15 protein-coding genes and 1 tRNA gene are annotated in these 21,125 nt (G+C 56.2%); 3 read left to right on the top strand and 13 right to left on the bottom strand.

The genetic code is table 11. The annotated features are described in order from the left end of the window. Positions 1 to 28: 28 nt before the first annotated feature. Positions 29 to 102, bottom strand: a tRNA-Arg gene (locus RE6C_RS04715). Between the two features lie 231 nt (positions 103 to 333). Between RE6C_RS04715 and RE6C_RS04705 the strand changes: the two genes are divergently transcribed. Next, positions 334 to 2,418 (top strand): hypothetical protein, encoded by a 2,085-nt coding sequence (locus RE6C_RS04705; RefSeq protein ID WP_008654359.1) that lies wholly within the window; start codon positions 334 to 336, stop codon positions 2,416 to 2,418. A 66-nt stretch (positions 2,419 to 2,484) separates the two neighbouring features. Continuing rightward, entirely contained in the window at positions 2,485 to 2,895 is a 411-nt protein-coding gene (locus RE6C_RS04700; RefSeq protein ID WP_039961206.1) for a hypothetical protein, read from the top strand. A 91-nt stretch (positions 2,896 to 2,986) separates the two neighbouring features. Here the strand turns inward: RE6C_RS04700 and RE6C_RS04695 are convergent, their stop codons facing one another. From RE6C_RS04695 to smpB, 5 genes are all read right to left on the bottom strand, one after another. Then, positions 2,987 to 4,438 (bottom strand): sulfatase family protein, encoded by a 1,452-nt coding sequence (locus RE6C_RS04695; protein ID WP_039961204.1) that lies wholly within the window; start codon positions 4,436 to 4,438, stop codon positions 2,987 to 2,989. A 300-nt stretch (positions 4,439 to 4,738) separates the two neighbouring features. Then, positions 4,739 to 6,088, bottom strand: a complete 1,350-nt coding sequence (locus RE6C_RS04690; protein WP_008654349.1) for a right-handed parallel beta-helix repeat-containing protein — start codon at positions 6,086 to 6,088, stop codon at positions 4,739 to 4,741. A gap of 296 nt (positions 6,089 to 6,384) precedes the next feature. Beyond that, complete coding sequence (locus RE6C_RS04685; RefSeq protein WP_008654347.1) at positions 6,385 to 7,752, bottom strand: ABC transporter permease; 1,368 nt, start codon at positions 7,750 to 7,752, stop codon at positions 6,385 to 6,387. Further along, positions 7,749 to 8,465 carry an ABC transporter ATP-binding protein gene (locus tag RE6C_RS04680; RefSeq protein ID WP_081605560.1) on the bottom strand — a complete coding sequence of 239 codons (717 nt, stop codon included), beginning with the start codon at positions 8,463 to 8,465 and terminating at the stop codon, positions 7,749 to 7,751. The genes RE6C_RS04685 and RE6C_RS04680 overlap by 4 nt, the downstream gene beginning before the upstream one ends. Beyond that, a complete protein-coding gene (gene smpB, locus RE6C_RS04675; protein ID WP_008654345.1) occupies positions 8,465 to 9,097 on the bottom strand; it encodes an SsrA-binding protein SmpB in 633 nt (210 codons plus the stop codon). Before smpB ends, RE6C_RS04680 begins: the two co-directional genes overlap by 1 nt. Before the next feature lie 89 nt (positions 9,098 to 9,186). Here smpB and lipA point away from each other — a divergent pair, with 89 nt between their 5' ends. After that, positions 9,187 to 10,137, top strand: a complete 951-nt coding sequence (gene lipA / locus RE6C_RS04670; RefSeq protein WP_173401767.1) for a lipoyl synthase — start codon at positions 9,187 to 9,189, stop codon at positions 10,135 to 10,137. Between the two features lie 125 nt (positions 10,138 to 10,262). Here lipA and RE6C_RS31415 read toward each other — a convergent pair whose 3' ends face one another. The 7 genes from RE6C_RS31415 to RE6C_RS04630 all read right to left on the bottom strand — a co-directional run bounded on the left by RE6C_RS31415 (position 10,263) and on the right by RE6C_RS04630 (position 21,080). Next, positions 10,263 to 11,318 carry a hypothetical protein gene (locus tag RE6C_RS31415; protein WP_160167185.1) on the bottom strand — a complete coding sequence of 352 codons (1,056 nt, stop codon included), beginning with the start codon at positions 11,316 to 11,318 and terminating at the stop codon, positions 10,263 to 10,265. Between the two features lie 2 nt (positions 11,319 to 11,320). Continuing rightward, positions 11,321 to 12,505, bottom strand: coding sequence for a PepSY domain-containing protein (locus RE6C_RS04660; RefSeq protein ID WP_008654341.1), 1,185 nt, complete (start codon positions 12,503 to 12,505; stop codon positions 11,321 to 11,323). 5 nt (positions 12,506 to 12,510) lie between these two features. Then, the gene (locus RE6C_RS04655) at positions 12,511 to 13,545 is read right to left on the bottom strand and encodes a DUF1559 domain-containing protein (protein ID WP_008654340.1); all 1,035 of its coding nucleotides are present in this window, start codon (positions 13,543 to 13,545) and stop codon (positions 12,511 to 12,513) included. Between the two features lie 295 nt (positions 13,546 to 13,840). Continuing rightward, complete coding sequence (locus RE6C_RS04645) at positions 13,841 to 15,445, bottom strand: aspartate:alanine exchanger family transporter (protein ID WP_008654339.1); 1,605 nt, start codon at positions 15,443 to 15,445, stop codon at positions 13,841 to 13,843. A 138-nt stretch (positions 15,446 to 15,583) separates the two neighbouring features. Beyond that, the gene (locus RE6C_RS04640) at positions 15,584 to 18,781 is read right to left on the bottom strand and encodes an efflux RND transporter permease subunit (RefSeq protein ID WP_039961200.1); all 3,198 of its coding nucleotides are present in this window, start codon (positions 18,779 to 18,781) and stop codon (positions 15,584 to 15,586) included. Further along, on the bottom strand, positions 18,778 to 20,268 hold the full coding sequence (locus RE6C_RS04635; RefSeq protein WP_008654336.1) for an efflux RND transporter periplasmic adaptor subunit: 1,491 nt from the start codon (positions 20,266 to 20,268) through the stop codon (positions 18,778 to 18,780). Before RE6C_RS04635 ends, RE6C_RS04640 begins: the two co-directional genes overlap by 4 nt. Beyond that, on the bottom strand, positions 20,265 to 21,080 hold the full coding sequence (locus tag RE6C_RS04630) for a TetR/AcrR family transcriptional regulator (RefSeq protein ID WP_008654335.1): 816 nt from the start codon (positions 21,078 to 21,080) through the stop codon (positions 20,265 to 20,267). Before RE6C_RS04630 ends, RE6C_RS04635 begins: the two co-directional genes overlap by 4 nt. Positions 21,081 to 21,125 lie beyond the last annotated feature (45 nt).

Below are 21,125 nucleotides of genomic sequence, written 5' to 3'. Positions count from 1 at the left end.
TGGAAAGGCCTTGGGAAAAGCCAATCAGTACACCCGGAGGGATTCGAACCCCCAACCCTCGGTTCCGAAGACCGATGCTCTATCCAATTGAGCTACGGATGCGCTGGAAAGATGGCGGGCGGCCGATTCGGAATCGGCTGCCACGACCTGGGACAGTATGCCGAGATTTGCTTGCGGTGGCAAGCCGGACAGATCGACTTTCATTTGCTATCTTTTCGAGCTCGGCGAAGAGATCGTTGTCGCGATTTTCTAGCCAGCAATCTTGATTCCGGATGCGATCGCTCGCATTGGTTTTTGGACGTTTTGTAACGGGCGCATGGTTTTGTTCTGGGGATGGATGTGAGTCGATTGAATCGCAGGTGCCTGCGTTGGTGCGTTCTGACTTTCGTATTGGTCGCGGCATTCGGTTGGAATGCGTCTCGCGTCGATGCAGCAGGCTCGAGCAAGTACGCTCACAGCGACAGTGACAAACGTTTCTTGCACCACATCGATCTCTACGATCGCAACAATCGCAAGATCTCGCCCGATTCGACGGAACCCTACTCCGTTGAAAAGACCTGCGGACGATGCCACGACTTCGAAACGATCTCGCACGGTTGGCACTTCAACGCCTTCGCCAGCGAAGTCGAACGCCAACGATCGAACGCTGCGGCTCAAGCGGCATCGCAAGCCGAGACCGATGAAACGGCCACTCAATCAGAATCGCCCGAGCATTCCGAGGCAGATGCCGAGCACACCGAAGACGAAGACGTTCGATCCGACGGTCGTCCGGGTGAGCCGTGGATTTGGACGGACGCACGCACGGGGACTCAATTGCCACTTGCTTACCGCGATTGGGAAGGACGATTCAGTCCCAGCGAAATCGGAATCACAACTCACGATATGACGCAGAAATTCGGTGCTCGGATCCCCGGCGGCGGAGCTGCAGCGAATTGGGATCCGAAATCCGCGGAACTCGCCGATGAATCATCCGAGCCGACCCGGTGGCCGCTGACTGGGTCGCTGGAGATTGACTGCATGGCCTGTCATGCAAAGTCGGGAGCCTACGATTTCGAGCGTCGACGAGAAACGATCGAGGATGAAAACTTCGCTTGGGCCCCCACCGCGGCGATTCGAATTGGCGAGGTGTCCGGTTCCGTTTCGCGAATGAAAGCGGGTGTCGATCTGGAGGACGAAAAAGTCCAAGCCAAACTGCCAAAGGTTCAGTATGACGATCGCCGGTTTGGCATCGATGGAACGGTCTTCTTTGACTTGGTACGCGTCCCTGAAAACAATTCGTGCTACCAGTGCCACAGCCAGCGGACGGTGTCCGACTCAGGCATCGATGCTCGCTGGAATCACGACCAAGACGTTCACCTGCGGGCTGGTATGAAGTGCGTCGATTGCCATCGAAACGGCATCGATCATCAAACCGTTCGCGGCTTCGAAGGCGAACAGCATCCAGCTGGCGTTTCGGCGACGACATTGAGCTGCCGCGGATGCCACATGGGCGTATCAGAACTGGCCGGTGATGCACACGCCCACGGCCAGGATGATCCACTGTCGTTGACCCAAATCGCGTTTCGGGCGGGCCGCCTCGGATCCCCGTTTCCCAAACACGAAGGATTGCCGCCGGTCCACTTTGAAAAGCTGAGCTGCACGGCGTGTCACAGCGGCCCCATTCCGGGCGAAAAGGCGATCGGAATGATGACGTCGCTGGCCCATGGCTTGGGCGAGAAAGGTCATCGCAGCGGATTGGAACTCCCGTCGATTCAAGGCCCCGTCTTCGCAAAGGCTGACAGCAATGGATTGGTGACGCCGCACCGAGCGATGTGGCCAGCTTACTGGGGCAAATTGGTTGACGGAAAAGTCGTGCCGCTTTCGCCCGAGGAGGTTTACACAAACACCCGTCGTGCTCTTCGGGTTCGCAAAGACTTCATCGAGGAATTGTCAGAAAAGGGCCGGGAGGAGTTCGACGAGAAAGTCGCGGGTGCGTTGGCGGCGATTGAAAAAACGATGGAAGTCGAACAAGCGGTGTACGTTTCAACCGGACTCGTTTTCGCTCGCGGCGACAAGGAAGATTCATTAATCGAAGTGGAAGTTGAAAACCGTGACGCCGTCGAAATGGTTCGCTGGCCGATGGCACACAACGTTCGACCCGCAGGTTGGGCTCTCGGAGCCACCGGATGTCTGGAATGCCATTCCGACGATGGCTTGGTGTTCACATCGACGGTCACACCCAAAGGCCCCGCACCAGTGACTGCTGAACCAATCAACATGGCCAGCATTCAAGGGCTGGATGAGGCGACGCGATTGGAATGGAACCAGTTGTTTGGTGGCCGCAAGATGTTCAAAGTCTTGACCGCGACCTCGTTGATTTTGTTGTTGCTGGCCGTCGCGGGAAGCTGCCTGCCAACGGTTCGATCTCGAATCGAATAGACGCCGCCGAAAGGAAGCTTGAGTTATTGTTTCATTGTTGTTGATTGGTCTTCGGAGTCGTCTGTTTTGTTGTCTCTTATTCGAAACGTGTCACTGCTGGTGTTGGTGATTGCCACGGGTGCTCTGGTCGCCACGGCCCTGCCGACTTTGTGGGGCGGCCACTTGGGCGGTGCGATGTTGCGTTTTCACATGATGGCCAGTGGTGCCGTCGTCGTGTTGCTTCCCGTTTATGCGATCGCGAGATTGCTGATGCGGCGTCAGCCAGCCACGGAATCAGCCATGGAGATGGGGGCGTTTCAAACGTTGCTGATCTTTGGAATTGCAACCATCGCGACCATGTTTGTGTGCATGTTGCCGGTTGCTTCGACCGACACCATGCATGAACTGGTGGAACTGCATGGCTGGGCCGGGTTCGCCATGGCGGCCGCGATCGCGGCAGTCGTTTACACCACGTTCACGCGTGAGAAAACGGCTTAGCGTTTAATTCTTCGACCAACGCAGTGCCAGGCGGTGAGTCGCAGCGGCATCGCGAATCAATTTGCACGCACGAGCACGCTCGCGAGCGGGACTAACGTTGCTTGGCTTTGCCGAGCGGATGCCACTTTTCGACCGGTTTTGTATCGTCACCCTCGTATTCTTTTCCAGCGTGACTGGCTTTTGCTGACTCCAAGAAGCCCAGCAATTCTCTTCTCATGGATGCGGTCAACTCGGGCTTTTGATCCGCAAGATTGCTTGTTTCGGAGACGTCGTTGCTGAGATCAAACAATCGGTCCTTGGAGTCATCGGTTGGTGACTCGATGATTAGCTTGTGCTTGCCTCGTACCAAGCAAGCGAATTGTCCGTAGCGAAACGGAATCGTCTTTTCTCGTTGTGCCTGGTCACCCTTCCAAATCGGCAGAACGTTTTCACCATCCAGCAAACGATTCGGCATCGGTTCCGTTCCCGTGATCGCGGCCACGGTGGGGAGCAAGTCCATCACCGACAACGGAGTGCCAAGGCGAACGCCCGCCGGGATTTGTCCGGGCCAATGAACGAAAGCGGGAACTCGAACACCGCCATCCAACACGCTGCGTTTGCGTCCGGAAAACTCGCCAGCACTTCCGGCCCGACGCGTCTTCGACCGGTCCTTGGGCTCGCCTCCCTCCGGACCGTTGTCGCTGCAGAAAAACAGCAACGTGTTGTCGGCCACGCCCAGCGAAGCAAGCTTTTTCCGTAGACGTCCGACTTGGTCGTCCACCGCGGTGATGCATCCATAGTAGTGAGCGGCCTCGCCGTGCCCTTCATACTTCGCCAAATATTCCGGTCCGGCTTGGATGTCTTCGTGCGGGGCATGAAACCAAATTACACTGAGAAAGGGCTGTTCGCGTTTCGCGGCGGCCTCGATGAATGGCAACGCTCGATCCATCAGGACTCGCGAATCACAGCCCAAAACGTTCTCGTTTGTCGCAACGCCATTCTCGTAGTACGGGTTGTTGCGAGACCGTTTGCCAATGCCGGGATCCCACGTGCACACGGCGGACTCCGTCACAAACGACGCGTCGTAGTCTCGTTCCCACGGCGGAGCGTAGTGAAGATCCGGTCGCCGTCCCATTCCCTTTGCCGAAATCGTTCGGCTGAGCGTGCCGAGGTGCCACTTCCCAAAGTGCCCGGTCGCATAGCCCTCCGCTTTCAGCATCCGAGCCAGGGTGAATTCCTGCGAAGGCAGGTGACCTTTGTTGGCCGACCAAACTCCCATTCGAAAGTAGTGCCGCCCGGTCAAAAACGAAGCTCGGGTTGGCGAGCAAACGGGACCGACCGAGTAGAAGTGATCAAGCACCGTTCCTTCGTTTGCCAACGCATCCAGTTCGGGCGTTTGGATGATCGTGTTGCCATTGAAACCCGTGTCGCCCCAACCCAAGTCATCGCACATCATCAACACGAAGTTGGGACGGTCGCTCGCCAAAGCGAAGTGACCGCCAAACGAAACTGCGACAACTGCGATCACACAGAAGCGGATTGGAAAAGGGGTGGATAATGGCATGACGAAATCACGATCGAGAGGATTTTCAGCGACGGTAGGAAAGACTTCCGAATGCAGCCGAGCTCACGCGTCGAAAAGTTCCACAATGATACCTGTCGAGTCGCCGAAGGTGGCCGCTTGAACGGTGGAAACACGCAAGTTACTCGATATGCATAACAAGAATTCGTGTTGATCGATCGTCCTTCTTCGCGGCTTGTTTCAGGACTCCGTCACGGAGCAACCAAATGCTCCTTTCAAAGGCTTCTCACGAATAGCATTTTCGAAGCGACTAGCTATCAGCGGCACCTTGCAAGTGACCAATCAATCCGTTCGCATACCTTTGCAATCTCGCAGCACAATCGGAGATTCGCCGCCGCGAGTGATGTTGTTTTGAATCAGGCAGTCCGAACACTCCACCGCAAGAATTGCTGGAACCTTGTCGTCTGAAAACAATCCGCCATGGACGAGGATGCCGTGACATCGGGTCATTTCCAGCACCGCGGGACGCTCGCTGACACCTCGAATCACGTTGGCGGATAGAACGCAATCGCGGCAGTCGATCAGTTGAACGCCGTGTTTCGCGACTGAGTTACGTCCCAAGTGATAGCGAGGATTCCGGTCCATCGCGTTGGATGCGAGCGTCACCGCTTCGCAATGTTCCATCACGATGTTGCTGTGGAAACCTTGCCAAAGGGTGTTGCCCGTGACGGTTGCACTTCGCAGATGTCGCAGGTGGATGTTCACCTGCGCGTCGGACAGGATGTTGCCACTGATCGTGACATTGCCGTGCCGACGTTCTTCAGTGCCTTTGACTGGCTCGCTGTGCAAATCAATTCGGATGTTGGCAGAGTCTTTGCCCTGGTGAGTGTGCTGGATCGTGCAACCAGTGATGGCAACTTCGCCGATCGATCCCGATCCGCTAACCAGCCAAACATTCGCGGAAGATGCGGCATCGGCGGGCCCCATGTTGCCTTCGATGTCGCAGCCAGTGATGTGCAAGTTGCGAACGTTGCCATCACGCGAAACGATGCCGCCTTCTGCGTTGTAGCTGATGTGGCTTCCCGTGACGTTGATCTGGTGCAGGTTGACAGCGTCCAAAAACAATCCGGCGCCGGAATTCTCATAGAGATGGCAATCACTGACGATCACGTTGCGATTGCGGTCGACCAAATGAATCGCGTGTCGTGACTTTCGGATGGTCAGGTTGTGAAGCGTGGGCTGCATCGTTCCCGATAGTTCAATTCCATCGGCATCAGGATGTTCGCCGACAATTTCCAAGTCGGAAACGACCAAAGCATTCTGCCGATCCCAGACTTCGTCGGTTACCGTCTTTGGGTCGGCAGTTCCAGCGTGCGTGCCCACGACTTGAATTGCAGGACCGGCTCCGGCCATCACAATTCGAACTCGCCCCATTCCTTTGAACGCGATCGAACCGGTGCTCTTCAGGTCAACTCGAAGGGGCCGCGTGATGCGGTATGCTCCCGCAGGAAGGTTTACATCATGTTCGGCGTCAATCCACTTTTGGATTGCCGTCGTGTCGTCGGCGATACCATCGCCGACCGGATCAGCCGCATAGGAGACCGGCAGAATCGCAAACGAGCAAACAGAAAACGCGGCCAGCGACGTGAGGAAGAGGGTGCGGGAGACGCGGCGGGCAGGGAGACGATTCATGGTGGTCCGTTCTCGGTGGTGGGAGGTAGGACCGGCCAGTCTAGCATTCTCCGAAAGCTGATTGCCGCCGGTCGGCTCTGTCCCAGGGCGAACCTCAGTGATACCTGGATTGAGCCGATCATCGCTTGCCACTATCTCGACAACGTCCGCCTGAATCATTCCAGCGATTCGTGAACTGTCACAGCTGAAACTTTGGGTTGATCGAAGTGGACGATGACACGAGTCTTTGGATCTAACGCCAGTTCAGGACTCGTGACCTCGTCCACTAACTCTAGAAATAAGTCGCGACAGCCGAACTAGGCCGACAGATTGGTACCAACATCGGTTCGATAGGCGGATGCGGCGGGAACGATTCCAGCGAGCAAACTCAATCCGATCACCAACGGCAGCAGATAAAGCTCATAGGTACTCATCGAAAAGAACCCAACCTGCACGCCCGTCCGAGCCTCGATCAAAGGACTGGCGGCGAGGATTCCGAGGTGAGCCAGCACCCAACCAGCGATGCCGCCAACCAAGGCGATGATCAAACTTTCGAACAAGATGATCCAGGTCACACTGCCACGCCGAGCTCCCAAGGCACGCATCACTGCGATGTCTCGCTTGCGATCGTTCATCGAATTATAGATTGCGACCAAAACACCGACCGCAGCAACCACGCAAGTGATTAGCGTGATGGCCAACAAGGCTTGCATGAGCGGGCCAACAATCATCGTCATCAGTTTGTTGATCTCACCGATTGGCGTAGCCGCTTCCGCACGCACGCTTTCTTTGATTCGGTTTTGAAGCAAGGGTGCCATCATCAAATTCCCATTGCGAACCAAGATCGACGTGACTTCGCGTTCGGGAATCGTCAGCAACAATGGTTCGTCTGGACCAGCCGTTTCCGCAGACTCAGGCAGCACGATCACCGCGTCATCCGGGATCGGTTTCGCGTGCCCCTCCAGCAGATAAAAGCCTTCCAGGTTCACAAACGCGGCGCGGTCGTTGGGCGTTCCGGTGGGATCCAAAACACCGACGATCTGGAATCCTTGCCCGTGGCCTTTGCCTTCCGGGTCGCCGTGGGTCGGGTTCATCACATCGCCCACACGCATTCCCATTTGAGCGGCGACGCGGGAACCAAGCACACATTCGAAGTAGCTGTTCTCTTCGTTGTGGAACTCAAAGTTCCGGCCTTCTTCAAACGTGAACGGCTGGTCGGCATCGGGACCGTGCTTGAGCAATTCGAAAAAATCCGGTGTCGTACCAACCACACGGAACTCACCGAAATAGTCGCCCAGCGCGAGCGGGATCGCATAGCCATCGGTCATGAATCCCGCGTAAACACCATCGCGTTCACCAAGCGCGGGATCGCCTCCGAAGGTACGTACCATCTCGGCCCGCTTTTCCTTCGGATAGAACTCCATGTATTCCGTGTAAGGAAGGTTCTCGATCGGTTGGCTGAGGTAGTAGACCGCGTTGAGAGTCAACTGCAGCGTGCTGCCTTTGGGACCGACGACCAAGTTGTATCCCACCGATGCGTTTCGCACGAAGGCCTCGCTGATGATGCCATAAACCGACATCACCAAAACCACCAACCCGACGCCCAATGTAAGCGACAACGTGGTCAAGAAACTCGACAAAGCTCGGTAGCGAAAGTTTCTCCATGCGATGAATAACAAGCTCATGTTCCGGCCCCCAGTGGCGAGAAGGCTCGGTTGATGTCTTCCAGTTTGTCGCAACGTTGGAATCGTTGAGCGACATCCATGCTGTGCGTGACCATCAACAACGAAATATTCTCATCGCGACACGAATCAATGATCAGATTCAGCACCGTGTCGGCACTGGCGGGATCCACATTGGCGGTGGGCTCGTCGGCGAGCAAAAGTTTCGGGCGTCCCGCGAGTGCTCTCGCGATGGCGACGCGTTGCTGTTGTCCGACCGACAATTGATTCGGGCGGTAGTGCGCTCGATCGGACAATCCAACTCGATCGAGCAGATCCGACGCTCGGGCCGCATCGACACTGCCGTTTCCAAACGACATGCCGAGTTTGACGTTCTCGAGTGCCGAGAACGCGGGCAACAAATTGAACGTTTGGAAGACGTAACCAATCGTTCCGGCACGAAAACGATCGCGGCCTTGTTCACTCAGCCGAGTGAGTTCCAAATTGTTGATGCGAATTGAACCGGATGTCGCCGTTAGCATCCCAGCAATCAGATGCAACAAAGTCGTCTTGCCGCCGCCGCTTTGTCCGATCAAGGCAACTTGCTCGCCCTCCGCGATGTCGAACTGTGGTACATCCAGCACCGTCAGCTCGCCTCCACCCGGTTGATCGAATCGTTTGATCAGGTTTTCAATCGCTAGCATGTCGCTGTTAACTTTCGCCGCATGGCCGTTGATTACTTCCGCCGCATGGCTCGTTGCAGCCCGCGGTCGGATTCGCGTTTCTTGATCGTCTCACGTTTGTCGTGCAGTTTTTTACCTTTGACCAAACCCATCACGCATTTGGCGAGGCCTCGTTCACTGAAGTACACCCGCAGCGGGATCAGTGTCAGCCCCCGCTCGAAAGCGCGACCTGCGAATTTGTCAAACTCTTTGGCGTGCACCAGCAATTTGCGAGGCCGGCGTGGATCATGGTTCCACATTCCCGCGTTGTTGTAGTGAGCGATGTCGGAACCGACCAACCACAACTCGCCGTTGGTCACCCGAATGTGAGCCTCATCGAGGGAAAGTTTGCCTTCACGCATCGATTTGACTTCGCTGCCCATCAGCATCATGCCGCACTCGACGCTGTCGAGAATTTCGTAGCGGAACTTGGCTTTGCGGTTTTCAGCGACCGGCGTGATGTTCGGTTGATTCTTTTTCGCGTTTTTGCCTTTGCCCTTCCCAGACTTCTTACCGGCCGCTTTTTTCGCGCCAGCCTCAGTCAAGGTGGGCTGCTTTTTACTTTTGTTCTTTGACATGGTCGTGATTGTATCGGGAACCCACAAAAGCAGGATGGGGCGACCATTTTCGTTTTCCGCCCGGACCACTACAATGAATGGTCATTACACTGACCAGAGTCGGCTTGGGTTACGGACGGTTCCTCGGAACGGTTCGGTTCACTGCCGATCATTGATTTTTGATTTTTTGCCTTTCATCCGGACAGACGCCGATGGCTTTTCGATTGCCAGTTGTCGCCGAACCAGAAATTCCCGCGGGCACCGACGTCAGCTCGACGGGACGGTTGCCACGTTGGCTCAAGCGGCCCATCCCCAAATCCAACTCGAATCATTTGACCGATTCGTTGATGGAAGAGTACGGGTTGGAAACCGTTTGCGACAACGCCAAGTGCCCCAACCGGATGGAGTGCTACAGCCAGCAAACGGCGACCTTCATGGTTTTGGGCAACGTTTGCACCCGCCCATGTGGTTTCTGTGCCGTCAGCCGTGGCCGTCCACCGGCTGCCCCCGCCGTTGATGAGCCAGATCGCATCGCGAAAGCGGCTGAACGATTGGGGCTGAAACACGTTGTCATCACCAGCGTCACCCGAGATGACTTGCCCGACGGAGGTGCCGATCACTTCCACAACTGCGTCATCGCGGTTCGGGAACGCACCGGGGCAACAACGGAAGTCCTGACGCCTGACTTTGTGCATTGCAAAGAAGCGTTGGCTCGGGTCATCGAAGCAAAACCGACCGTGTTCAATCACAACATGGAAACCGTGCCACGTCTTTACCGCCGAGTTCGCGGGCCCAAGAGTGACTACGCCTGGACGTTGGAAATGATGCGTCAAGTCAAACGCTACGACGCCGAAGTCAAAACCAAAAGCGGTTTGATGCTGGGATTGGGCGAAGAACGAGGCGAATTGCTCGACGCTCTGTCCGATCTTCGCGAACACGACGTCGACTTCCTGACGTTGGGTCAGTATCTGCAACCGGGCGAGAAATACTTGCCCGTCGTCCGCTATGTTCCGCCAGAAGAATTCGATGAATTGGCCGACATCGCCAAATCAATGGGATTCAAGAAGGTCGCCAGCGGCCCGTTCGTGCGAAGTAGCTATCACGCACGAGACATGGCCGAGACTGAGTGATCATTGGCGGCGAGCAATGTGCTCGTTGCCATTTTTCGGAAAGAAGACTGCGTTGAATCTTTTTCAATTGTTTGCCCACCAGCGTGCTCAAAAGCATTTGGCGGGCGAACAATCGCGAAGCGGCTCTACTTCTGCAATGCAGCAGCAGTCAGTTCGTCACTCAGACGACGTGCTGATGCGTACAGTTGATCCATTGGCAGAGGTTTTTCTTGAGTGATTCCCATCGCTTCGGCGAGCGATTCGGATGCATCGCTTCCAACACGAGCTTTCAATTCAGAGAGTTGAATCTTCTCGTCTCCGTTTAGATCGATCGCATGCCAAGCCGAACAAATCGCGATGGCTCGCACTTGCATTTCCGTCCGACGTTGCAGGCCGCGATTTGCAGGTGGAGCGGGAGTCGTTTCGTCTCCTGCACCGCTTCCCGCAGGCTTGGGGTTGAGTGCAGTGGCAATTGCGGTTTGCAATTCAGCACGTGTCAACTTGCGATCTCGATTGACATCTAAAGCCAGCACAAACTCCGCGTTTGTATTGACGCGAGATGAACTGGGTGCACCGCCACGACCGCCTCTGCCCCCACCATGGTTGTGACCTCCACGTTCGCCTGATCCTCTTTCACCTCTTCCGCCACGGTTGCCACCTTGGCCGCCGCCGTGCTGATGTCCGCCGCCGCTTCCCATACGCGAACGCAATTGATTCCAGGCTTCGTTGTATTCTTCAAATGTGACTTCATTGTCTGAACTGGCAGGTTGGCCTCGCATGTAGCTGTTGATCTCGTCTCCCTTCCAGACACCGTCCCGATCGAGATCCATTGAGTCAAATTTCGCACGGACCTCATCGGTAGTGCTGGGCATTCCGCCTCCACCACCGCGCTGAGCCCTGCCCCCGCCTGAACGGCCTCCCGCGCCACCGCCGCGACCACCAGCAGCTGCCGCCGAATCGATTCCTGATTGACGAAGCACTTTGATCAAACCAATCAATGGCACCTCCGAAGCGTCTTGTTTTTCGTCGGGTAAGGATTGCTGAACTCCTGACCAAAGCGTGTCCGCCATCGAAGCCACAAGTTCGTCGTGGGCGGGCTCATCCGCGATTGCGTCGGAAGTCAAACTCACGCAGGTCAACAAGAACGCAAGTCCGCCCATCAGGTGAAGAGACCGCGGGAATTTTATTCGTGTGATTGACATATTCAGGAACCTTGAAGGAAGTCGGCGGATGAATTGGGAACAGTGCGCAGCGTGAGTGAATCCTGTGTCGGAGGTGGTAAAACAGCTGCACCACCCCCGCGGTTGCCGCCACCTCCGCCTCCGCGGCCACCTCGACCGGCACCCGTTGTCATACTGTCGTGCATGTTGAGCGCCATCAAAACCGTGAACACGATGCTAGCCGCCAGCACGCCGCCACCCAATACTCGGGTGCGTTTGACCTGCCACCACATCATCAAACCCGAAACGCCCCAAAAAACCATGGACACGAACATCACATCAACGATCAACGCCCAAACCCAACGAACATCCCATCCAGGCGAATAGTGACGTGCTAAGTGCAGTCGTTGAAGAAAAGATTTCGCTTCCATCTGAGACCGAGAATCTTCACGAACCGAGGTGATGCCACCGCTCCCCAGATTCCAGGTCACGATGCAGGGAACTCCATCTGCGATTGCCGCGAATTCCAAAGAGGGCGATCGTCTGCCTGTGAAAGCTTCACCGCTTTCGAGTCCCAACTCGTCCAAGACCTTTGGAATCGCTTCCTGAGCGATTTCCAAAGGACCTCCGGGGACCGTCGCATGAATGATGTCACCGATCGGATTGATCTTGGGTTCGTCATCGTCGTCGGACGCAACGACGTGAGTTGTCCGGACTTCGCCATCACCAGTGTTAGGATTGACCGTAATCTGGTGAGAAGCAGATTCAGTATTGACCGAGTAGCTTAAATACCCGGTATAGCGAGGTGACCGAGTTTTCGACAATTCAATGATCGGTCCGTCAATCAAGAACGATTCCAAGTTCATTTCTTCCACGACCGAAGCTGCTAACTCCTCGGCCTGCGGAATCCCTTGAATCGTTCCTTCTGGTAGATCTGCCGAGGCGAATGACCGCACTTCATCGCCAGTGAAAAGACGAGGGTGGTTGAAGAACCAGCCCGTGAAACCGTAAAGCAACACAAACGGGAACATAAAAATTCCCGAGTAAAGATGCGTTCGACGAACAAGCATCAAGGTGGACTTCCCAAGCTTGCCATACCAAGTCTTCTTCTTTGGCTTTCGCTTGGGAACCGGTGAATTCTGCTCCGGCGAATTCGGCAAAGCAGTCGCTTCCGGTTGCGGTTCAGACGCAGGTGAATTGATGTGATTGGGTTGAATGGTTGTCGACATTGGAATCAAAACTCCGTCTGAACTTCGCGGCCTCGGACGGTCCACAGACCTCGGTACAGTTCGAGGTCAATGCTGTCAGTGACGAACCGTACACTGCCGTCGGCAAGACCGACCATCACTCCGCCCTCATGTTGGCTGCGCGGTCCGCTAACCATGTAGGCCCTGACCGCCAGATCCGGCAAGGCATTGTTCGGTGTATACCAACCGTTGATGGAACCACCGCCACTCCCGAAACCAGAGATCCATGCGGTGTTGCGCGTACCCGACCAATTTGTGTGCGAACCAATGAAGGTTCGAGGATCTTGCCCCCAAACGGAATCTCGAAATTGTTGCATGTCGCTGACATTGCGACCGGATCCAGTGGCGACGAATTTTCCATTGAGGTGGTATGGAATCTCGGCAGCATCTGCACCAGGTCCCATCAATGTTTCGGCCAACAAGATCGTGTTGGATGTACCGTCCAAGATGTCGCGAAATTGCGTCTTTGATTGCCGCCAGAACAAACCGTCCGTGGGGCTTCCGTAGTCGACATTGGTTCCGGTGCCAGTCCCAACGTTGAAGGAATAGTTCAGCCCAGCATGTTCCCATCCGTAAGAGTTCCGACCTCGCGTGTAAGTCACCATCTTATTCGGGCGAACGTCATCACTCGGGCAATTGTAAAAAGGGATCACAGTTGCCGCGGCTTCGTCATTGGGCGGGTTGAAACCGGTGGTCGAAGCAGCACGCCCCAGGCCCGCTTCAAAATCAATTAAGTCGTAAAGACCAGACTGTTCAGCGTAGGGGAGGATCTGAGCCTGAACACTCCAGCCATTTGTGATCGAGTCACCAATTCCAGGAAACCGGTTGAATGTTGAGTGATAGTTGTGTGTCGCCAACGACACTTGCTTGACGTTGTTGCTACAACTCATCCGCCGAGCGGCGGCGCGGGCTGCTTGGACAGCGGGTAGTAGAAGGCCAACCAAAATCCCGATGATCGCAATGACCACCAGAAGCTCAACCAAAGTAAAACCACGAGCTTCAGAACATCTCTTCAAACGCATCGCTACTCTCGTCAAAGTCGAAGATTGAATGGCGATTACCCATCGTGGGAAGTTGCCACAAGTCCGACGTTGGCTGGCGAGAGAACTCCTGCAGAAACTGACCGCAGACTTCTTTGGCTTGCTACGTGATCGGCGAAACGGCCAGCTGCTTATTGAGAGGCGGTCTCATTTACAAGCAATTGTTCACAAGATTCTTGCGATTGCAACCACCTGAAACCAGAGATTTTCGCAATATGGCACTTTTCGGTGGCAGCTCGACATCGGCAATTAAAACGAAACGACCAGCAAGATTGGCTCAGCTGATCAGGTCGACCAACCAAGGTGCGGCAACGGTGATCAAGACCAGTGCGACCGGATAGGCCGCGACGTAGCTGGTTGCCGGTTGGCTGGAATCGGTCGCTCCCGTCAGAACCGCCAATCCCGGCGTGGACGTCATCCCGCCGCAGGTCGCACCGAGCGATTGCCACAACGTTCGCCCGCCGAGATACCTTGATCCGGCAAAGCCGACCAACAATGGAATAATTGCGATGGCCGCGGCAGCCACGCACAGCATCACGCCTCGCTCCATTAAAACTTCGACAACGTTGGCGCCCGCGTTCAATCCCGCATCAGCCAGGAATAACGCCAAGCCGCCTTCCGTCATCAACAGCATCGCCGCGGGTGGATACGATCCTCGAATGGGACCGAGTCGACGAAAGTGCCCCAGGATGAGTCCCACCATCAACGGGCCACCAGCGATCCCCAATGACATTGAGAACTCGCCAATTTGCAGCGACAAGTTGCCGACGAAAATTCCGATCACAATGCCGGCGACGAGTGACAACAAATCGGTTTCGTTCACCGTGCGGGGGCGATGCCCCGCAGCATTCGCAATCTTTGCGAGTGCGTCCGGTTCACCAACGGCTACCAAGCCATCACCAAACTCGATGCGCGTGCGCGCCGACGGAACAAACTCCACGTCATGACGCTGAACTCGAACAATTGTCACTCCATACTTCGATCGCAAACGCAAGTCTTTGAGCGTCCGGCCGTAAATTTCGGGCGATGTCACGACGACGTATCGACGTTCGCGATCCGCATCGACGACTGGTTCCGCAGTGTCTTGCAATTCACCCAAGGTTTCCGACACTCGGCGAATCTCAGCGGCTCCGCCAACCAACATCACATCGTCACCGATGTGAAATTGGTAGTCCGGCGGTGTGGGACGCCAGCGACCTTCCCGTTGAACTCGCGACATCTGGCATGGTGAATCCGCAAAGGCGACGATATCGCTGGGACGTTTGCCGGACACAACCGGATTGGCGATTCGAACGACTCGTCTGCCGATACCGTTCGAGTCGGCGGTCGCGGCACTCGATCGCGCAGCCGTTTCTGGGGCGGAATCGGTCCCGTCGCTATCGATCGACTTGGCAAACAATTTGATCGCGATTTGAACGAACAAAACCACCGCGATGATTCCAATTGGATAAGCCACACCAAAACCAACCGCGACGGCGGCGGGATCACTGGATGATTGGGTGATCGCACCAAGTGCGGGCGTGCTGGTCATCGCGCCAGCCATCAACCCTCCGGCCAATTCCGCTGGCAGCCCCAACAGCCGGGCGCATGTCCATGTCACCGCGACGCCGGTCAGGACGATGACGGAACCAGTAATCGCCATGGCACGGCCGTGTGAAGCGAGCCCGCGAAAGAAGGTCGGCCCCGCCGAAATTCCGACGCAGTAGACAAACAAAGCCAAACCAAGCGTTCCGAACCCCGTCGGAATGGTCCATCCATAATGCCCGGCAAGCAAAGCGACAAACAGGATCGCCGATGTGCCCAGCGAGATGCCGCGAAAAGAAACGCGGCCAACCAGCAGGCCCAAGGCAATCACACACAGGAGAACGAGAATTGGGTTCATGGTCTCCGAAGCCCCAAGGAAAGTTACCGGCCGGACAATACGAGGCTTGAGCCAATATCACAACCTGCGTTCGCGTATGGTTTTCGTCCCGCGCGGGCTAGGTCCTATTCGTGGACGCTAGCATCAACACTCGGGCGGTCAGACCGCGACTGCAGAAGGCTCTTCATCGCGCCGCGTTCTCAGCAATCGTTGATGAAGCGTCGGAACCAGGACCAATGCCAGTAAAGTTGCCCCGGCGACGCCTCCGGCAATCGAAACAGCCATCGGCGGCCAGAAGCCTCCGCCGTCCAAAATCAATGGCGTGAACCCCGCCATGGTAGTCAAGGTCGTCGCAACCACGTGGCGAGACGTGTGCATGGTTTCCGCAACGGTCGCCTCGATGTCGCCAGCCGACGCTTTCGGATTGGCTCGGATGCCCGCCAACACCACGATCGAGTCGTTGATGGCGACACCGATCAAACCCATGGTGCCGATGATCGCCATGAATCCGAATGAATAGCCGCTGATTGCAAGGGCAGCCATCGCCAATCCGATCGACAAAACGGCCACCACGGAAATGATGCCGGCCATCCGAAACGAGCTGAAAGACAACACGAGAGTTGCCAACATCAAAACAGCCAACACACCGACCGTCGAAAACAGATTGCCGACCGCGTCATCGCGTTTGGATGCCTCGCCGCCGAATTCCATCGAGTAACCGGCGGGCAAATCCAACGGATCCGATTCCAAGTCCGCTTCCAGTCGACGCTGGACAGAACTGGGAAGCACACCCGCATCCAAAAAGGCAGCGACTTCGTTCATGCGGCGTCGATTGAGCCGAGGAATGGCGGCCGATTCCGGCTGCAACTTGGTCGTCGCGAATGCGGAGACTGGAGTCAGCCGAGCCGGCGCAGGGTCGCCGTCAGATGAGACCTTCGACGCGAGCACCAAGTCCATGCTTTCAAGACTGGCCAAATCACCTCGATCATCGGCCTGAACACGAACGATGATCGGCAGTTCTTCGTTGCCTTGCAGAACACTGCCGCCACGTTGGCCTTCCAGCGCGGTCGAAAGTTGACGAGACACCTCGCTCGGCGTCACCCCGGCACGAGCACTCGCGGCATCGTTGATATCCAATGTCAATTGAGGCAACACTTCCGCAAGATCCGTTCGAACCGCGACCACGTGATCCATGCGAGTCAAACGGGCACGCACGTCTTCGCCGATCTGACGCAGCACGTTCAAGTCCGGTCCAAACAGTCGGACCTCGATCGGGGCTGCGAACGGCGGACCTTGTTCGAGCTGACGCACCAACACGCGAGAGGAAAGAATGCGTCGGTCCAGTCGCTTCTGCAATTCGCGTATGACGGGAGTGGGCGTTTGACCTTCAGGCATTCGCACCAGGGCCTGCGCGAAGTTCGCGGTGCCGCGTCGATTCGCGATCACGTTGTAGTAAAACTGCGGTGCACTTTCGCCGTAGAACCAGTCGATCCGCTCCGCGCCCATCTCGCGAGCCATCGCGTCGACAATTCCCGCCGTCTTTCGCGTTGTTGCTAAAGAAGATGTCGCGTCGCCTTCGACGGTGATGTGAAATTGATCGCGTGAGCTGGGCGGAAAGAACTGTTCTTCCAAAGTTTGAGCCAAACCAAAACCCAACACCGGCAACGCGAAAGCGATGGCCAGCCCAATCGCGGGACGCCGGACCGACAAGCGAACGACTGACTCAAACACTTGAGTCACACGCGGCAATCGAATCCCATTGGTCCACCATCGAAGACGAGGTTCAGAAGCGGAGGTTCCGCTGTCCGCCACGTTGTACGAACTGGCAAGGACTCGCGATGCGATCGTTGGAATGACGGTCAATGCCAAGAACAACGATGAAGTGATTGCCATGATCACGCTAATCGCGATGGAACCCACAAACTCACCCGCCGGCCCCGGCATCAACGCGATCGGTGCGAACGCCAGTGCGGTCGTGAGCGTTGACCCGAGCAATGGAACCGCCAAGTGCGAAACGCTGCTCGTCATTGCTTTGGAAGGCGACATGCCGCTTCGCAAACGAGCCTGAACCTCATCGACCACAACGATTGCATTGTCGATCAACAACCCCAATGCAATGATCAGACCAGTGATCGACATCTGATGAATCGGGATGCCGACAACACGCAACCCGAACAAAACCATCAGGCTGGCGAGCGGCAACGTCAGCGTCACGATCAATGCAGATCGCCATCCCATCAACAACCAAATCACGCAAGCGACAGCGATGGCACCCATCAACAGATTGCCGGTCAACGATTGCAGACGAGCATCCACGTAATCGCCTTGCCGCAATATCGTGTCGAGACGAACACCATCGGGCAACGTCTCAGCGACTTCCGCCAAAACGGCTTCCGCATCTTTGGTCCAAGTGTCAATTCGATAGGAGGGTCGAACCATCATGCCCAACACCACCGCTTCGTGCCCCTCGATCAATGAAGCCGTCGAAGGCGGATCCGGCACGGCGAGCTGAATTTGTGCGAGTTCGCCCAGCCGAATGTCGTTTCCGTCACCGGAACGAATAGGAATCGAGGCAATGTGTTCGGTCGCATCGAATTGGTTGCCGACTTCGATCAGCATTTGCATCGGAGCGTTCCGCAACTGACCGGCGGTTCCTTTTGCATCGTAGGCCGCCAACCGCGACGCCACGTCCGACGGAGTCAATCCCATCGCCGCGAGTCTTCGTGGATCCAACCGCACGTCGATCTCTTCGCCGGGATCGCCAAACCGATCGATTGAATCGGTGCCAATCACATTCTGCATTCGGTCTTGCAGATCGATTGCCAAACGCCGCAGCAACCTGGTGTCAGCGGGACCGTCGCCGTGCCAAGTCAGCCCAACAATCAACGCGTACGCGCGAACTTCCAGCTCATCAAATTCGGGCCGCGAGGCACCGGGCGGAAGAGTGGGGAGCGAGTCTTCGATTCGGCTTCGAACACGCGACCAAACCGTGTCCGTCTCGGTGACTTCATCGCGAAGTTCGATCGAAACGGTGCTGATCCCGACACGGCTCACCGAGCGAAGCTCTTTGATCTCTTCAATGTCACGCAGCCGATCTTCGATCTTTTCGGTGATCAACGCTTCAACGCGTTCGGCCCCCGCACCGGGCAATCGAGTGTTGACCAAAGCGACGCGACGGGCCAGAACCGGATCTTCCATTCGCGGCAGAATCGCCAGACTGCTAAGCCCCGCGACCAAGATCAAAGCAAGGATCAGAACAAGCAAACGCCGGTCATTAAAAAAACGTTCCGCGACACGTTCCAACCATGTCTGGTTGAATACCATGTTGTCTTTCACCGGAGAGACAGCTTTGCTCATCGTGCCGCCGTCTCCTGCGATGACAACGAAGATGCTGGCGTGTCCCAAACCGCGACCGCACTGACTCCCGGACCAACCCGCTGAGTCCCCTCCACCACGATGGCTTCCGTTCCAGCGATCGAACCAGAAACCAATGACATTTGGCCAGCGGTTCGAATGACTTTAACATCCCGGCGACTGATCGTGACGACGTTTGTGTCGATTCCACCCAATGCCGTGTCGATGGATTTGGCGTTCGAATCGGAATGCAACTCGGGTTCCGCAACATAAACCGACCACAATCCTCGCACACCGCGAACCAGGGCGGATGTCGGAACCCAAATCGGAATCCGATCGGCTCCATCGCTTTGTGCGATCCAGCCATCTTGTTGGGTTTGAGTCTGCGACCATGGCACCCAAAGAGTCGCTGTCTTGCCGATCCAGCTGATCGACTCGGTCGCGGTGTCTGAGTTATCGGTTTGTAGCTCGACTTCGATGACGCGAGTCCGTGTGACGAGATTGATCTGTGGCTGCATTCGAATAACGCGAGCCGGCTGAGAGTTGTCAGGCCCATCTTCGCCAACCGACACTCTCAAACGATCGTTCAGCTTCAGAAAGTCGGACACATCGGCGGGAACGCCAAATGTCGCGTGAACAGGTGGCGATTCCAAGATTCGCAGCACCGGTTGATTGGGTCCGATGATCGATCCCTCATCGAACAACCGCGCTGCGATCACACCGTCAAACGGTGCCACGATTTGGCTGTCTGACAAATCCACATCGACGCGTTGGCGAGCAGCCTTCGCCAATTGCAAGCGAGCCCTGGCGGCAGCGATTTGTTCCTGCCGTGTTCCTTCCTTCAGTTCATCGAGCTCCGCTTTCGCGGACATCTGATTCGCGGCGAGTGCGTCGCTGGCAAACTTGGCATCGTCATATTCTTGTTGCGTTCCCGCTCCGCGACTGCGAAGGGATCGCTGTCGTTCAAATCGATTTTTCGCAGCGGTCCATTGGGCTTCCAGTTGTTGAACTCTGGCTTCCGCGGCTCGAATGGTTTGGTACCGAGGTCCCGCGGTTGCCTCTTCCAATGCTGCCTCTGCCGCAGCGATCTCAGCGTCCGCAGAGGCCGCAGCCGCATATAGATCGGCGACATCAATCCGTGCCAAAACATCGCCGCGTTTGACCAGATCACCTTCGTGAACGGCGACTTCTTGCAATCGTCCACCACGTCGCATCGCGAGCGAACTGTCGCGACGAGCAATGACTTCACCGCGGTATCGATGGAACAGCTCAGGACCTTCAATTGATTGGGCTTGAGCCACACGGACATGCAAGCGCGGCGTTTCCACTGCCGTCGATCCGTCGCCCGCCGGAGCAGGGTCCAACCCGACGACTCCCGGTCCCAACGCAGCCGATAGAACCGTTCCGAGCACTGCAACGAAGGCGATTGCGCCGATGGTCCGAGCCTTCCAAAACGAGCGTCGTTTGATGGGGTGCGATGATGCGTTCATGATGCGGCCTCGGAGGCGTAGGCAAAATCTTGTTCACTGTTGAACGGCAATTGCCGAATCTTCTTTGCGTTCACAATCAACACCGGACGCAAGCGTTTCGCCCACGCGTTGTAACGACGGGCGTTGAAGAGCGGTTGCCAACCGACGGCATCCAGCAAAAGGTTTCCGTTGCGACGGATGGTCATTCTCGCGTCGTCGATGCCGGCCGCTTTCAACGATGGACTGGTTGCTTCCAAAACCAATCCTCCATAGCTAAGCGACCACAACCCAAAGATCAGTTGCTGAGTCAGCTCCGACGCCGTTTGGCCGCGTCCCGGTTTCAAGTCACCCGCAGCAATGGCCGCTTGAACAACTTGGCCGAGCGAACCGATGCACAGTTGCTCGCAATCCGACAACACATCCCGTCTCCCTTCGGATGTCTTTTGCCACACGACGTCGTGCCGAATGATTTGTTCGATCGCAAATTCGTCGGGCATGTAGTCGGCATAGACTTCGACCGCGATTCCAACCGCCGCACACCGGTCGCGAGATTCGGCTTGGCTCGCCATCGCGGACTGGAACAAAGCGATCCGGCGGCGAACAGATCGCGTCGCGAGCGCCAGCAAAATCTCTTCTTTGTTGGCGAAGTGGTTGTAGATCGTGCCGCGAGTACACCCCATCTCTTTCGCAATGGCGTTCATGTTGATCGCCCCCACTCCGCCGCTTCGCAGCATCGGAAAGGCTTTGTCGAGAATGCGTGATTCTCGCTGCTGAATTTCTAGTTGCTTCGGCGTCATGCCCGCCGTCGCTTTTTCAATGGTCGCTTGGTTCATACCCCCATAATCGTCCGATCGCTCTTTTTGACAAGATGTCATTTT

Source organism: Rhodopirellula europaea 6C (assembly GCF_000338295.1).
GTDB lineage: Bacteria > Planctomycetota > Planctomycetia > Pirellulales > Pirellulaceae > Rhodopirellula > Rhodopirellula europaea.
The sequence above is the reverse complement of the archived record's forward strand: the minus strand, read 5'-3'. Positions and strand labels throughout refer to the sequence as shown.

Bases quoted from the DNA above. Each gene is read 5' to 3' on its own strand.
- RE6C_RS04655 (WP_008654340.1), bottom strand. From the start codon at position 13,545: ATGCGTTTGAAGAGATGTTCTGAAGCTCGTGGTTTTACTTTGGTTGAG.
- RE6C_RS04630 (WP_008654335.1), bottom strand. From the start codon at position 21,080: ATGAACCAAGCGACCATTGAAAAAGCGACGGCGGGCATGACGCCGAAG.
- RE6C_RS04690 (WP_008654349.1), bottom strand. From the start codon at position 6,088: ATGAATCGTCTCCCTGCCCGCCGCGTCTCCCGCACCCTCTTCCTCACG.
- RE6C_RS04660 (WP_008654341.1), bottom strand. From the start codon at position 12,505: ATGTCGACAACCATTCAACCCAATCACATCAATTCACCTGCGTCTGAA.
- RE6C_RS04635 (WP_008654336.1), bottom strand. From the start codon at position 20,268: ATGAACGCATCATCGCACCCCATCAAACGACGCTCGTTTTGGAAGGCT.
- RE6C_RS04705 (WP_008654359.1), top strand. From the start codon at position 334: ATGGATGTGAGTCGATTGAATCGCAGGTGCCTGCGTTGGTGCGTTCTG.
- RE6C_RS04685 (WP_008654347.1), bottom strand. From the start codon at position 7,752: ATGAGCTTGTTATTCATCGCATGGAGAAACTTTCGCTACCGAGCTTTG.
- RE6C_RS04640 (WP_039961200.1), bottom strand. From the start codon at position 18,781: ATGAGCAAAGCTGTCTCTCCGGTGAAAGACAACATGGTATTCAACCAG.
- RE6C_RS04645 (WP_008654339.1), bottom strand. From the start codon at position 15,445: ATGAACCCAATTCTCGTTCTCCTGTGTGTGATTGCCTTGGGCCTGCTG.
- RE6C_RS31415 (WP_160167185.1), bottom strand. From the start codon at position 11,318: ATGTCAATCACACGAATAAAATTCCCGCGGTCTCTTCACCTGATGGGC.
- RE6C_RS04695 (WP_039961204.1), bottom strand. From the start codon at position 4,438: ATGCCATTATCCACCCCTTTTCCAATCCGCTTCTGTGTGATCGCAGTT.